We start from the raw sequence: 13719 nt of genomic DNA on the forward strand, positions 1-13719 counted from the left end.
CCCTCCCGGGGGTCCCGGTCAGTTTGGCGCGAAGCTCTTGAAGATCAACGCATTTCTTTCGCCGGGGTTACGCCAAGGATAGCAAGTCCGGCAGAAATCACAACGGCCACGGCACGCGGAAGTGCAATTTTTGCCGCGGACACGTCTGCATCCTCCTGCAAGAAGCGCAGCGCCTCATTGTCGTTGCCCTTGTTCCAAAGCGCATGGAAGTCGGAGGCCAGTTCGTAGAGGTAGAACGCAATCCGGTGCGGCTCGTGGCCTTTGGCGGCGATCTCCACCTGACGCGGGAAATCCGCGATCTTGCGCGCCACGGCAATTTCGGCTGGGTCGTCGAAGCGGGGGCTGTTGGAGAGCGTGATCCCCTGCTCCTCTGCCTTGCGCAGCACGGATGAGACCCGCGCATGGGCGTATTGCACGTAGAACACCGGGTTGTCTTTCGACTGTTCCAGCACACGCGCGAAATCGAAATCCAGCGGCGCGTCGTTTTTGCGGGTGAGCATGATGAAGCGGGTCACATCCTTGCCCGCCTGTTCGACCACATCGCGCAGGGTCACAAACGTCCCTGCCCGTTTCGACATTTTGAACGGCTCGCCGTTCTTGAACAGCTTGACCAACTGAATGAGCTTGATGTCGCAATCGACCTTGCCATCGGACAGCGCCGAGACAGCCGCCTTCATCCGTTTGACATAGCCGCCATGGTCGGCGCCGAAAACGTCGATGATGCCGTCATAGCCGCGCTTCACCTTATCGTAGTGATAGGCGATGTCAGGGGCGAAATAGGTCCATGCGCCGTCGGATTTCTGGATCGGACGGTCGACGTCGTCGCCATGTTCGGTGGATTTGAACAGCGTCTGCTCACGCGGCTCCCAGTCCTCGGGCAGCTTGCCCTTCGGCGGCTCAAGCGTGCCGCGATAGATCAGGCCCTTGTCTTTCAGCTCTTGAATCGCCGCTTCGATCAGGCCGGTGTTGTAGAGCGATTTTTCCGAGAAGAACTTGTCCATCTCGACGCCCAAAAGCGCCAGATCCTCGCGGATCATCGCCATCATCGCATCGGTCGCAAAGACGCGGACATCGGCCAGCCAGACCTCTTCGGGCTGATCCAAAAGGCTGTCGCCATATTTCTCTTTCAGAGCCTCGCCCACGGGCACAAGGTAATCGCCCGGGTACAGCCCCTCGGCAATCTCGGGGCTGAGACCATTGGCCTCGCGGTAGCGTTCAAACACGGAGCGCGCCAGCACATCGACCTGCGCACCGCCGTCGTTGATGTAATATTCGCGCGTCACGTCATAGCCCGCGAAATCCAACAGAGACGCCAAAGCATCGCCAAACACAGCGCCGCGCGTGTGCCCCACATGCATCGGACCGGTCGGGTTGGCGGAGACATATTCGACGTTGATCTTGGCCTTGGCCCCCATGGTCGAGCGGCCATAGCCCTCGCTGGAGAGCACGGTTTCCACGAGACCGGACCAGACGCTTTCATCGAGACGCAGGTTGATGAACCCCGGCCCTGCCACATCGACGGACGTAATCCGCGCGTCAGCCGAGAGTTTCTCCGACAATTTGTCGGCAATGTCGCGCGGCTTCATTTTGGCCGGTTTCGCCAAAACCATCGCGGCATTGGTCGCCATATCTCCATGCAGCGGATCGCGCGGCGGCTCGACGGCCACATTGGCAAACTCCAGACCTTCGGGCAAAACGCCCTCTTTGGTCAGAGCCTCAAGGCTGTCGATCACAAGGGCACGGATATCGGCGAACAGGTTCATGGTCTCTCTCTTTATAAGTCCAGCGCGGGTTTACCACGCGGGCGCGCCACGTCAACGGCTTCAATGGGCGGGGTTAGCCGGCCTTTGCGCTTTCCGCCTCCGGCGGCACAAGCGAGACAAGCTTCACCCCCGGCGACATCCGCCCGCGCGCCGTGTTGACCCGCAACTCTGTGCGCCGCCGCTTCAAGGCCTCACGCGCACTTTCACGCTGGTCCTCGGGCAGGTCCTTGATCGCTGCCTCGGCGCGGCCCGGGAACAGAAGCTCGGCATCTTCGGGCAGGAAACGTTTGAACACGCCATCGGTGCCCATCCGCCCCAAAAGCATCGCATTGGGCCGGTCCTCTTTCCACTGATCGAACCCGTAGTCCTCAGAGAGCGGCGTGACCGACAGTTTCCAGCCCTGCCGCATCAGATCGTCCAGCTCGCCGTAAGTCTTGCCGCCGCCAAAAGGTCGCCCTCCCAGTTGCGTGGGCAATGCATGGCGTGCACGCTCGCCTTTGACACGGGCCAGTTGCCAGACCTGATCCCGCCCGAATTCCGATCCGAAATCGGTGGCCACGAGCGTGTTATAGGCGTCATTCTCCGTCGCCGCGATCAGTGTCTCAAAGGACAGCACCTCAAGGCTGTCCTCCGCCGCCTCACCCAGAATATCGCCGTAAAACACCGGCAGACCCGCCGCCCGCGGGCGCACCAGACGCGCGTGGTTGGGATCGGCGATCAGGACCGGCACCTCTTCGCGCTTCAACGCCTCAGCCAGCGCCGTGGTGAACCGCGAGCCGCCAAGGATCAACACCCCGGGCTTGCCTGTCGCCGCCAGCCCCAGCGCGCGCGCCATTGGCGCCAGCGTGAAGCCGTGCAACACCACCGTGACCAGCACCAGCACAAAGGCCAAAGGCCCGACAACGGCACCATCCGTGACCCCATTGGCGGCCAGACGTTCACCAAAGAGACCGGCAACGGCCACCAAAACCACGCCGCGCGGGCCGGTCAATGCGATCAACAGTTTCTCATTGCGTGGCAGCCCCGTGCCGATGAGCGAAATCAACACCGTCAAAGGCCGCGCCACAAAGATCACCAAGGCCACGAACAGACCGGCGCGCCAGGTGAGTTGCCCCAAAGAGGCGAAATCCATCGACGACGCCAAGAGAATGAAGACACCGGAGACCAAGAGGATCGTGGCATGTTCCTTGAAGCGCCGCAGCTCTTCGAAGGACGGCAGATCGGCATTGGCGATGATCAACCCCATGACGGTGACCGCCAAAAGCCCGCTTTCGTGCAACATCATGTTCGGGAAAGCAAAGGTCGCCAAAAGCGTCGCGAAGAGCACCGGCACCTTCATATATTCCGGCACAAACGCGCGGCGGAACGTGTAGGAAATCGCGGCGCCTGAGGCGATGCCCACGGCCATGGCGATGGCAATGCCGAGCGCCAATTGCATCACCGCATCGGGAAAGCTCTCCGCCTCGCGGCCCACAAGCACGAATTCGAACGCCAGAACGGCCGCGAGCGCCCCCACAGGGTCGTTGACGATGGCCTCCCATTGCAACAGGTTCGCGGGGCGTTTTTGCAATTTGGCCTGACGCAGAAGTGGCGCGATCACCGTTGGCCCGGTCACCACCATGATGCCGCCAAAGACCGCCGAAGCCTCCCAGCCAAGCCCCGCGCCCCAATGCAGCGCCGCCGACGACAGGAACCACCCCAAAGGCGCCCCGATCAGCACCAGCCGCGTCACGCCTTTGCGTGCGTCGCCCAGTTTGTGGAGATCGAGTGTCAGCCCGCCTTCGAACAGGATCACCGCAACCGCAAGTGAAATCAAAGGCTGTACCAGCTCGCCGATGTCACGCTGCGGCTCAAGCACGCCCAGTGCTGGCCCGACCAAAAGCCCCGCCGCCAGCATCAGCACAATCGCAGGCAGTTTCAGCCGCCACGCGAGCCACTGCGAGCCAACACCCAGCACACCCACAAGGGCAAAGGCCTCGACCGGTCCCAGACCCGTCAGTTGTTCTGTGGCCATGTCGCCGTTTCCTTTGTGCTTTAAATACTCAACTCACCCTAACGCATCAGGCGCAAAGTCGTTCAAATTCCTGAATGGCGAAACGGTCGGTCATGCCCGCGACATAATCAAGCACGATCCGCGCCAGCTCGGTTTCCGACTGCGCCGCCTCGACCTCGTGGCGCCATTCGGCGGGCAAAAGCTCGGGTTTTTCCGTGAACAGCGGGAAGAGCGTGTTGACCATTTGGGTGACGCGCTTGCGTTCCTTGACCACCGAAGGGGCGCGATACATCCGTTTGAACAAAAAGGATTTAATCGCTTTGAGGTTTTGGAAGAACGGCTTTGAGAAGCGAATGATCGTCCGGTCCATATCGCGAATGTCCTGCGCCGTTTCGGGTTTGGCGGCCTCCAACCGGTTGGTGGCGATGGTCAGCACATCCTCGACCATATAGCCGAAAATCCGCCGCAGAGCCTCGTGATCGCGCCGGTTGCGCTCAAGTCCGGGGTACAGCCGGTCAACTTCTTCGTAGGCCGGTCCCGTCAGAGGCAGTTCCATCAGGTCCTCGGCGGTGAACAGCCCGGCGCGCAGCCCGTCGTGCAGGTCGTGGTGGTTGTAGGCCACATCATCGGCAATCGCCGCCACCTGCGCCTCGGCGGAGGCAAAGGTGTGCAGTTCCAGATCGAAGAGATCGTTCACCTCCTTGAGCGCATAGGGCAACGGCGCATCGTCGGGGTGTTTCTTTTTGTCGGCGTTGGGGCCCACGATGGGCCCGTTGTGTTTGGCGATGCCCTCAAGGCTCTCCCAGGTCAGGTTCAGCCCATCGAAGGTCGCGTAATGCTTTTCCAGTTTGGTCACGATCCGAAGCGCCTGCGCGTTGTGATCGAAGCCCCCGTAAGGCTCCATCAACAGCTCAAGCGCATCCTCCCCGGTGTGCCCGAAAGGCGAATGGCCCAGATCATGCGCCAGAGCGATGGCCTCCGCCAGACCTTCGTTCAGCCCCAAAGCCCCCGCCATGGTGCGCGCCACCTGCGCCACCTCGATCGAATGGGTCAACCGCGTCCGGTAGTAATCGCCCTCGTGTTCGACGAAGACCTGCGTCTTGTGTTTCAGCCGGCGAAAGGCCGAGGAGTGGATGATCCGGTCGCGGTCGCGTTGAAAGGGCGAGCGGAATGTCGACAGTTCCTCGGGATAGAGACGGCCCCGCGTCTCATTGGGCTGGCTTGCGTAGGGTTTTAACATCTGTTCTCTTTTCCACAGCGGGGCTGACAGCACCCCACCTTGTCGCCTGAGTTTTCCACAACTATATTGTGCTCAGAGACCCGCGACAAACAGATGACGTCGCTTTTTCGCAATAAAGGACTGTTTTTTCAGTCTGAACCCCCGGGATCGACATCATGGCCCTCACCCTGCCCCCGAAAGTGACCTCTCGCGCATATGCGCGTCTGGCGGAAATCAACGCCGCGACCGGCGAGGACAAGGCGCTGCGTGTGGCGGTCGAGGGCGGCGGCTGTTCGGGGTTTCAATATGACATCACGCTGGACGCGCCTGCCGAAGACGACGTGGTTCTGGCAGGCGATGGCGGCACGGTGGTGATCGACCCTGTGTCCCTGCCATTTCTCGAAAACGCGACGATCGATTTCACCGAAGAGTTGATCGGCGCACGGTTCGTGATCGACAATCCGAACGCGACCTCGGCCTGCGGCTGCGGCGTGTCCTTTTCGATGTAAGAGGCCCGCTCTCTCAAACATCCAAAAGACGGAGGCCTTTTGGCCTCCTTTTTGACGTCTGCACCTATATTCGCACAGATAAACACTTCGTGATGTTATTTCATGCACACAGCCTTGTGAAGTTTCACGGACTACCCGTCCCGCCCGAAAGCACCATATGAGGTGGCAAGAAGAGAGCATTCCTGTCGCTCTCTCACGCAAAAGGACCGATACTCATGACCAAACATTCCGTTAAAACCGTTCTCGCCGCTGCTGTTGTCACCCTCGCAGGCTCCGCCGCCTTCGCAGGCACCAATTACATCAAACCCGGTTACGCCCAAAACACGAACTCCGGCGTGACCCTTGAGTTGGTGCGCGCCGACAGCGCCGGTGTGATCTACGCTTACGACGCCCGTGACGGTGTCGAAGGCAAAGTGCTCGGCTCCGCGCCGGTGAAAGCGGGCGCGAACACCGACGTGCGCATCGACTTTCGCACACCTGCCCTGAAAGATGTGCTGACCGTGCTCTACACCGGCGACACCACCACGCCTGCTGCGAGTGCCGAAGTGAACGACAACTAAGATACGATAGACTGTCCCTCCCACAGTCGAGAGAAAGGCTCCCGTTTCGGGGGCCTTTTCTTTCTATTGCCGCGCGCCGAGAGCAACACGCAGCACATTCTCCGACCGGCGCACTCTGTCATGGCCGCCAGAAAGCGGCTCAAGGTCATAACCACCAGCAAGCGGCGCAAGCCCGAGACGCCGTCGAAAAGACCCGACCTTTTCAACCGGACAGACATCTTTAAAGACACGAGAGGTGGTGACCGACGGATAGCGGGCCATCAAAAGCAGGCGGTCCGCGGGCGCGAGCGCGCGAAGCGCCTGCGGCCCCGGGTTGAAACTTTCACTCCAGACGCCTTCCACCTCCAGCAACGCGTGATGGTCCAGCATAAGATGCACATAGTGCTGTCTCTGCTTCGGACAGCGGGTCACATCTTGCCAGCCAAGGAAGGCTCGCGCAGGCACAAGTCGACTTTCCGCCAGCCTATCCGAACTCGGCCAGATCATACGGTGTTGCGGGCTGACCCGAATGCCTTTCGAGGCAAACCCAAGGGCCCGACAGGCCTTGGGGCCGAACTGAATCGCGGCCTGTGCCCCCATGGCAGGAACATGGGACTGGCCCGCCCATATCAGCGGCTGCGCCCCATTCTGTGTCCACACCGGATCACCGGCACGCAGCGCCTCCACCCGGCATGCGCCCTCTGGCGTGGCAATGCGTTGCCCCGCCGCGAAACAGACATAGAGCGCACTATAGGCAACAGACGGATCGTTACTGTCCTCGGCCATGATTTCATAGGTGACACCAGGCACAAGCCGATCCGTCGCGGCGATGCCCATGACATCGCCTTCGACCTCAAAGGCATAGACGATAATATCATCGGAGCCGTCTGTCGCGCCGCCAACCGGCCGCAAAACATAGGAATATTCGTTCTCGGCCTCTGAACCGGCCGCATAGGTCACTCCGCCCAGGGTCATCTCAGAGGCGGTTTGCGACCCGTCCGCGTCCTCAAAATACCCATCATCATCGGAGACATCGACCACAATGGGCGGGCCGTTGATGGTCAGAAACGTCCCGACATCGTGACTATCGGCCGTGGCATTTGACGCAAAGGGCGTCCCCGTCACGGACACATTCTGTAAATCCCAGACCGCAACCACAGTCATAACACACGCGCCCCTTCCGCCAAGACGATCTTGTTTCGCGCGACCCACACGCGATCCTCGCCCTCTTAGAAACCACAACAAAGTTAAATTGGGCCTAAAGCCGCCCCGACTGTGCAGGAAACCGAAAAGACATGTCGCGCGGTCTGTGCCGCGATACAGCAAGACTCAGGCTTGCAATACCTACGCCACCCTGCTCAAACCGGGCCATGGAACAGTTTGACACGATCATCTTGGGCGCGGGCGCTGCCGGGCTGTTTTGCGCGAAATTCGCCACCGAGCGAGGCGGCTCCGTGTTGGTCGTCGATCACGCCAAACGCCCCGCCGACAAGGTCCGCATTTCCGGCGGAGGGCGGTGCAATTTCACCAATCTCTACGCCGAGGCGCAAAACTACCTCTCCGCCAATCCACATTTCATGAAATCGGCTCTGGCGCGTTACACGCAATGGGATTTCATCGACCTTCTGGCCACACATGGCATCACCTGGCATGAGAAAAATCCTGAGAAAGGGCTGGGCCAACTGTTCTGTGACGGCAAATCCGCCGCGATCATCGACATGCTGTTGGCCGAGGCACGAGGCGCAGAGATCCGCCTGTCCACAGAGGTGGGCGACATCCGCCACGACGGAACTCATTTCATCGTCACCCTGAATGGTGCCCCGGTTCAATGCCGCACCCTCGTCGTCGCCTCCGGCGGCAAGTCGATCCCGAAAATGGGCGCCACCGGCATAGGTTATCAGATCGCCGAGCAGTTCAGCCTCACGCTTCTCGACACCCGCCCCGGCCTCGTGCCCCTGACGTTTGCCCCGCATGAGCTCGACTGGATCGCACCGCTCGCGGGCACGGCTTTGGACGCCCGCGTGACGGCGAATGGCACCTCTTTTGACGAGGCGCTTTTGTTCACCCATCGCGGTCTTTCCGGGCCTTCGGTGCTGCAAGTGTCGAATTACTGGCGCGAAGGTGACGCGATCACCGTCGATCTTTTGCCCGGACAAGATGCCTTTGAAGCGCTGAAATCCGAGCGCGCACAAAATGGCCGACGCCAGATGCAAACCGCCCTTGCGACGCTCTTCCCCACCAAACTCGCGACGGCACTGGCGGAGAAATTTCAGCTAAAGGGAAACCTCGCCGATCACTCCGACAAGGCGCTGCGCGCACTCGCCGATCAGCTCCATGGGCTGACTTTGAAACCCACCGGCTCCGAAGGCTACCGCACCGCCGAAGTCACCTTGGGCGGCGTCGACACCAATGAGCTGTCGTCAAAAACCATGGAGGTCAAATCTGTGCCGGGCCTTTATTTCATCGGCGAAGTGGTCGATGTCACCGGCTGGCTCGGGGGCTATAATTTCCAATGGGCCTGGGCCTCGGCCGCGGCGGCGGGCCGGGCGATTGCGGCCAAAGTCTGACGCCCACATCAAAGCTTTGTCGGCCTTCTGCCAACATCCCCTTTCCCTCGCCCCACTCGCCCCCTAAAAAGAGGCAAACCAAGGAGAGCCGTCATGAAAATCGCCAGCTTCAACATCAACGGCATCAAGGCGCGGGTGAATGCCCTGCAAGACTGGCTGAAAGAGGCCGAGCCGGATGTGGCGATCCTTCAAGAGATCAAATCCGTGGACGAAAACTTCCCCCGCGAGATTTTCGAAGACATGGGCTACAACGTTGAAACCCATGGCCAAAAGTCGTTCAACGGCGTTGCTCTCCTGTCGAAACTGCCGCTCGAAGATGTCACTCGCGGCCTCACCGGCGCCGAAGGCGCGGGCCGCGACGGGGCCGACGATGAAGAGGCGCGTTACATCGAGGCCACGGTGGTCGGCGACAAGGGCGCGATCCGCATCTGTGGGCTCTACCTCCCGAATGGCAATCCGGTTGATCTGGACGGCGATGGCGCGCCTGTGCCCGGTTCGAAATATGACTTCAAACTCAAATGGTTCGACCGGCTGACGGCCCGCGCGCAAGAGTTGCTGGCCGAAGAACAGCCCTTCCTCATGGCGGGCGATTACAACCTGATCCCGCAGCCTGAGGATGCGAAACGCCCGGAGGCCTGGAAAGAGGACGCGCTGTTCCGCCCTGAGAGCCGCGCCAAGTTCCGCAAACTCATGAACCTCGGCCTGACGGATGCGCTCCGTGTGCGCAATGGCGCGCCGGACACCTATACGTTCTGGGATTATCAAGCAGGCGCGTTTCAGAAAAACGACGGCATCCGCATCGACCATTTCCTTTTGTCGCCGCAGGCCGCCGATCTTTTGACCGACTGTCAGATCGACGCTTACACCCGCGCCAAAGACAAGCCGTCCGATCACGTTCCGATCTGGGTTGATCTCGACCTCTGAACTACGTTAACCATAGCCCCAGCGAATTTTGAATAGCCAAAAATTTGATTTCAAAGGGGGCGCTTTATGAAGCACTTTTTTATCGGCATGGCCATGATCGCCACATTGTCTGCCTGTTCCGTTGACCCGCAAGCGGCTGCGGACCGCCGTCAGAAAATCAAGGACGTGCTTCTTGAACCAGCGGATCAACAGGGGATTGAGCTGCTGTTCCCGATGGAAAATAACGGGCGTCTCTCGACGTTCCATGTCACTTACAATCCGAAACTTGTGTCAGAGCCCGAAGTTATCCGCCGCATAGGAAACATCTGCGTCGATCAGGAATTTAACGGCATTTCCATCAAAGCCGAGGGCGAACCCGGTTTCTCGACGCAGCCGGACGGCACGAAACTTCCGATCATCAGCATGTGGCTTAAGTGTAAGCGCTGACGACCGCTCGGGCCGAAAAAGGCGCAAGACCAGAAAAGGCACCCGAAGGATAACCTTCGGGTGCCTTTTTCAATGCGGTGATAAGCAGCCTCACCGCTTCGGAGGCCGCTGTTTCTTCACCTTCGGCGCATCCGCGCGGTCTTTGCCCAAGTGTTTGCGCAGCCGCGAGGGCGTCGATTTCGTCTTGTTCTTATAGGGGTTCTTGTCCGCCTGAGAGCGGAAGAACAGCCGGATCGGCGTCCCCGGCATATCAAAATCTTCGCGCAAGCCGTTGATCAGATAGCGTTTATAGCTGTCGTTCAACTCGTCGGGATGCGAACACATCACCACGAATTGCGGCGGGCGGGCTTTCACCTGGGTCATGTACCGCAGCTTGATCCGACGACCGCCTGGCGCAGGCGGCGGGTGGGCCGTGGTCATGGCGCCGAGCCAGGAATTGAGACGCGAGGTCGACACGCGGCGGTTCCAGATCGCATGCGCGTTCAGGATGGCTTCTTGCAGTTTATCGAGGTTCTTGCCGGTCATCGCCGACACGGTCACCAGTTGCGCACCGCGGAGCTGCGGCAGGAGACGCGCGAACTCTTCACGCAGCTCTTTCGCTTTGTTGGATTTGTCCTTTTCCTCGTCCCATTTGTTGACCGCGATCACCACGGCACGGCCCTCGCGCTCCGCGAGATCGGCAATGCGCAGGTCCTGTTGCTCGAAGGGGATCGAAACATCAAGCAGGACGACCACGACCTCAGCGAATTTCACCGCGCGCAGACCATCGGCGACGGAGAGCTTTTCAAGCTTTTCCTGCACCTTGGCCTTTTTTCGCATCCCCGCCGTGTCGAACACGCGCACCGGCGTGCCGTTCCACGTCATGGTCACGGAGATCGAGTCGCGGGTGATCCCGGCCTCGGGGCCGGTCAAAAGACGATCTTCGCCCAAGAGCTTGTTGATCAGCGTGGATTTTCCGGCATTCGGGCGGCCCACGACGGCGATTTGCAGCGGTTTGTCCAGCGTGAAATCGCGCGATGCGCCGCCGATGTCTTCGCCCTCGCCCAGCTCCTGCTCTTCCTCGGTCAGCTCGACATCGACCTCGGGTTGCTCTTCAGCCGAGCGAATGTCGAACTCTTCCGCCAGCGGTTTGAGCGCGTCGTACAAATCCGGCATGCCCTCGCCATGTTCAGCCGAGAGCCGCAAAGGCTCGCCAATGCCCAAACCATAGGCCTCAAGAAACCCGCTCTCGCCCGCCTGCCCCTCGGCCTTGTTCACCGCCAAGATCACATGTTTGGCGCGTTTGCGCAGGATCTCGGCAAAGACCTCATCGGCGGGCAGAACGCCTGCGCGCCCGTCCACCATGAACAAACATACGTCCGCCATATCGACCGCACGTTCGGTGAGCTTGCGCATCCGCCCCTGAAGGCTCTCGTCGGTGGCTTCTTCCAACCCCGCCGTGTCGATCACGGTGAACCGAAGATCGCCAAGCTTCGCCTCGCCCTCCCGCAGGTCGCGCGTCACGCCCGGCTGGTCATCGACCAAAGCCAGCCGCCGCCCGACGAGGCGGTTGAACAGGGTCGATTTGCCCACATTGGGACGACCGACAAGGGCAAGCGAAAAGGACATGGACGGGCTCCAAAACAAGTGTCAAGCGGCCCCGATACACCTGTTCGGGGCCGCTCGTCAAAGAGATTTCATACGCGTCTCGAAAAACGCTTTAGTGCAGAGCGGCCAGAGAGCCGTCTTCGAGCAGAAGATACATCACACCGCCGACGACGATCGGATCGGACGCGGCCCCTTTCGGGAGCGTCACCGTGGACACCAGCGCGCCAGAGGCCGGATCAAAGCCGCGCAACACGCCATCGTCAGAGGCGACCCACATTTTGCCACCCGCAGCGACCGGGCCGTAATGGGCAAAGACAGTCTTGCGTTTGCGCACCTTGTCGGTGGTGAAATACGGCAGTTGCACGCCCCAGATGCGCGCGCCCGTTGAGGCCGAAAGCCGCACCAGCTCGTTGCGATCCGTGACGATGAAGACAGAGCCGCCGACGATAGAGGCCGGGCTATAGGCGCCCTCATCCGCCGTCCAGAGCCGCGTGCCGGTCTCGAGGTTGAACGCCGCATAGCGCCCGGCCTGATTGCCGACGTAAAAGGTATTGCCCACCACCACCGGGTCCGAGGTGATGTCTGAGACGTTGGCATAGACCACGCCCTTGCGCTGACCGGCCAGAGAGGCGGTCCAGTAGCGGATGCCGCCTTGCCGGAACACGCCGTAAAGATCGCCCGAGGCAAAGGGCAGGATCGCGAATTTGTCGGAAACGGCGGGCGAGACGGCACCCACGCGCGAGGTCACGGATTCGGGGCCGGTGATCTGCCATTTGACACGCCCGTCAGAGGTCTGAACCGCCCAGGCTGTGCCGTTGCCAGCGGTGACATAGGCCAGACCGTCATAGCCCGTCAGACCCGCCGCACCCACGGAATCGAGGCGTTGGCGCCAGATCTCGCCGCCAGATTTCAGATCGAGCGCCACGAGATCGCCGTAACCGGTGGTGGCATAGATCACGTTGCCGGAGATCGCCAAAGCGCCGCCAAAGACCTTGCCGGCTTTTTCGCCCGCAGGGGTCAGATCGACGGACCAGACCGTGCCGCCTGTGCTGGCGGAGACGGCGGTCAGACGCGCTTCGGCATCCATCGCCACGACGATGCCTTGGGCGGCGACCGGATCAACCGTCAGGCGGGTTTTGCGGGTCTTGCCCTGACCGATGTCTGAGGTCCAGGCGAGTGTCGGCGTGCCGGAGGTAAAAGCGTTATGGCCTGAGGCGTGCATCCGCCCGGCGCCGGTCATGGTCCAGGCAGCGCGCGACACTTGTTGACCCAAAGAAATCGCCACGCTGCGGTTCTGCACCGGGCCTGTGTCGGCATTGGCCAGCGGTGAGCCATCGCGCAGATCGACACGCGGACCAGAGAGAATCTCTTCACGCCCCGCACCACAGGCGGTGAGCGCCAGCATCGCTACGAACAGCCCCGCTTTGCCAGATCGACCGATCATACCCGCACTCCCTTTCTTAACACGATCCCGACGCATCTCTTGCATGCAGACTACACTTATTCAGCCGCAGGATCGGCCCCGAGGGCCACAATCATCTGTGCCGCGCGCCGACGCAAGGCATTACTTGCCTCAGCATCCTGCGAGATGGCCCGATAGCCCTCGATCGCGGCCTGAACCTCGCCCATTTCAACTTGGGCGGCGGCGATTTGTTCCTCGGCCAACAACCGGTAAGGCGCGCCGGGGCTGGCGATGGCGGCCAGTTGCGTCACGCGGTCTTCTGGCGCGATTTCCCCCGCGCCGATCATGGCGGATTTCAGCACGGCCAGATCGCGGTACACCGGCGCCAGCATATCGTCGGCCATCAGAGGCGCCAGCACGGTAAGCGCCGCCTTGGCGTCGCCTGCCGCATGCAATTCTCCTGCGCGCAGCATGGCCGCGATCACGCGAGCGTCGCCCTCGGCGGTGACCTGCCCCAAAGCTTCGGCGCGGGCCGCGTCGGTCTCTTGGCCGAGAGCTGCGGTCAACGCGTCGCCCGTGGCCTCGGCCTGCGCGCGCGCCTGGGCCTTGGAATATTCGTTGAAAGCCGCGCCCCCAACGAGGGCCAGCACGGCGACGATTCCAATCCAGCCGTATGTCTTCAGAAAGCCATAGAATTTGTCGCGGCGGACCTCTTCGGTCACTTCCTCGATAAAGGTATCGCTTTGGCTCACGTCTGCCCCCTGCCCTGACCCCATGCGCTTTACCGCAT

The 13719-nt window shown here is 61.0% G+C and carries 12 protein-coding genes; 5 read left to right on the forward strand and 7 right to left on the reverse strand.

Annotated elements, in window-relative coordinates; genetic code table 11:
• Window positions 1–44: 44 nt before the first annotated feature.
• The 3 genes from argS to HCZ23_RS04315 all read right to left on the reverse strand — a co-directional run bounded on the left by argS (window position 45) and on the right by HCZ23_RS04315 (window position 4996).
• The gene (argS, locus tag HCZ23_RS04305) at window positions 45–1763 is read right to left on the reverse strand and encodes an arginine--tRNA ligase (protein WP_167600479.1); all 1719 of its coding nucleotides are present in this window, start codon (window positions 1761–1763) and stop codon (window positions 45–47) included.
• 73 nt (window positions 1764–1836) lie between these two features.
• Window positions 1837–3777, reverse strand: a complete 1941-nt coding sequence (locus HCZ23_RS04310) for a sodium:proton antiporter (RefSeq protein WP_167600480.1) — start codon at window positions 3775–3777, stop codon at window positions 1837–1839.
• Between the two features lie 46 nt (window positions 3778–3823).
• On the reverse strand, window positions 3824–4996 hold the full coding sequence (locus HCZ23_RS04315; RefSeq protein WP_167600481.1) for a deoxyguanosinetriphosphate triphosphohydrolase: 1173 nt from the start codon (window positions 4994–4996) through the stop codon (window positions 3824–3826).
• 155 nt (window positions 4997–5151) lie between these two features.
• Between HCZ23_RS04315 and HCZ23_RS04320 the strand changes: the two genes are divergently transcribed.
• Together HCZ23_RS04320 and HCZ23_RS04325 are read left to right on the forward strand one after the other, a co-directional pair.
• Entirely contained in the window at window positions 5152–5484 is a 333-nt protein-coding gene (locus tag HCZ23_RS04320; protein WP_167600482.1) for an iron-sulfur cluster assembly accessory protein, read from the forward strand.
• A gap of 215 nt (window positions 5485–5699) precedes the next feature.
• Window positions 5700–6044, forward strand: a complete 345-nt coding sequence (locus HCZ23_RS04325) for a hypothetical protein (protein ID WP_167600483.1) — start codon at window positions 5700–5702, stop codon at window positions 6042–6044.
• A gap of 63 nt (window positions 6045–6107) precedes the next feature.
• On the opposite strand, the gene HCZ23_RS04330 is transcribed toward HCZ23_RS04325, so the two are convergent.
• A complete protein-coding gene (locus tag HCZ23_RS04330) occupies window positions 6108–7187 on the reverse strand; it encodes a Hint domain-containing protein (RefSeq protein ID WP_167600484.1) in 1080 nt (359 codons plus the stop codon).
• Between the two features lie 206 nt (window positions 7188–7393).
• On the opposite strand from HCZ23_RS04330, the gene HCZ23_RS04335 reads away from it, so the two are divergent.
• The 3 genes from HCZ23_RS04335 to HCZ23_RS04345 all read left to right on the forward strand — a co-directional run bounded on the left by HCZ23_RS04335 (window position 7394) and on the right by HCZ23_RS04345 (window position 9940).
• Window positions 7394–8590 carry an NAD(P)/FAD-dependent oxidoreductase gene (locus HCZ23_RS04335; RefSeq protein ID WP_167600485.1) on the forward strand — a complete coding sequence of 399 codons (1197 nt, stop codon included), beginning with the start codon at window positions 7394–7396 and terminating at the stop codon, window positions 8588–8590.
• A gap of 93 nt (window positions 8591–8683) precedes the next feature.
• On the forward strand, window positions 8684–9514 hold the full coding sequence (xth, locus tag HCZ23_RS04340; RefSeq protein ID WP_167600486.1) for an exodeoxyribonuclease III: 831 nt from the start codon (window positions 8684–8686) through the stop codon (window positions 9512–9514).
• A 66-nt stretch (window positions 9515–9580) separates the two neighbouring features.
• On the forward strand, window positions 9581–9940 hold the full coding sequence (locus HCZ23_RS04345) for a hypothetical protein (protein ID WP_167600487.1): 360 nt from the start codon (window positions 9581–9583) through the stop codon (window positions 9938–9940).
• A 90-nt stretch (window positions 9941–10030) separates the two neighbouring features.
• Here HCZ23_RS04345 and der read toward each other — a convergent pair whose 3' ends face one another.
• The 3 genes from der to HCZ23_RS04360 all read right to left on the reverse strand — a co-directional run bounded on the left by der (window position 10031) and on the right by HCZ23_RS04360 (window position 13681).
• A complete protein-coding gene (der, locus tag HCZ23_RS04350; protein WP_167600488.1) occupies window positions 10031–11548 on the reverse strand; it encodes a ribosome biogenesis GTPase Der in 1518 nt (505 codons plus the stop codon).
• A gap of 91 nt (window positions 11549–11639) precedes the next feature.
• Window positions 11640–12971, reverse strand: a complete 1332-nt coding sequence (locus HCZ23_RS04355; RefSeq protein ID WP_167600489.1) for a PQQ-like beta-propeller repeat protein — start codon at window positions 12969–12971, stop codon at window positions 11640–11642.
• 56 nt (window positions 12972–13027) lie between these two features.
• Window positions 13028–13681, reverse strand: a complete 654-nt coding sequence (locus HCZ23_RS04360) for a hypothetical protein (protein WP_167600490.1) — start codon at window positions 13679–13681, stop codon at window positions 13028–13030.
• Between the last annotated feature and the right edge of the window lie 38 nt (window positions 13682–13719).

Origin of the sequence: Celeribacter sp. HF31, from assembly GCF_011806455.1 — a bacterium.
Taxonomy (GTDB): domain Bacteria; phylum Pseudomonadota; class Alphaproteobacteria; order Rhodobacterales; family Rhodobacteraceae; genus Celeribacter.

Excerpts from the sequence above, each read along its gene's own strand:
- HCZ23_RS04335 (WP_167600485.1), top strand. The coding sequence starts at position 7,394 with ATGGAACAGTTTGACACGATCATCTTGGGCGCGGGCGCTGCCGGGCTG.
- HCZ23_RS04325 (WP_167600483.1), top strand. The coding sequence starts at position 5,700 with ATGACCAAACATTCCGTTAAAACCGTTCTCGCCGCTGCTGTTGTCACC.
- der (WP_167600488.1), bottom strand. The coding sequence starts at position 11,548 with ATGTCCTTTTCGCTTGCCCTTGTCGGTCGTCCCAATGTGGGCAAATCG.
- HCZ23_RS04330 (WP_167600484.1), bottom strand. The coding sequence starts at position 7,187 with ATGACTGTGGTTGCGGTCTGGGATTTACAGAATGTGTCCGTGACGGGG.
- argS (WP_167600479.1), bottom strand. The coding sequence starts at position 1,763 with ATGAACCTGTTCGCCGATATCCGTGCCCTTGTGATCGACAGCCTTGAG.
- HCZ23_RS04310 (WP_167600480.1), bottom strand. The coding sequence starts at position 3,777 with ATGGCCACAGAACAACTGACGGGTCTGGGACCGGTCGAGGCCTTTGCC.
- HCZ23_RS04315 (WP_167600481.1), bottom strand. The coding sequence starts at position 4,996 with ATGTTAAAACCCTACGCAAGCCAGCCCAATGAGACGCGGGGCCGTCTC.
- HCZ23_RS04355 (WP_167600489.1), bottom strand. The coding sequence starts at position 12,971 with ATGATCGGTCGATCTGGCAAAGCGGGGCTGTTCGTAGCGATGCTGGCG.
- xth (WP_167600486.1), top strand. The coding sequence starts at position 8,684 with ATGAAAATCGCCAGCTTCAACATCAACGGCATCAAGGCGCGGGTGAAT.
- HCZ23_RS04320 (WP_167600482.1), top strand. The coding sequence starts at position 5,152 with ATGGCCCTCACCCTGCCCCCGAAAGTGACCTCTCGCGCATATGCGCGT.
- HCZ23_RS04345 (WP_167600487.1), top strand. The coding sequence starts at position 9,581 with ATGAAGCACTTTTTTATCGGCATGGCCATGATCGCCACATTGTCTGCC.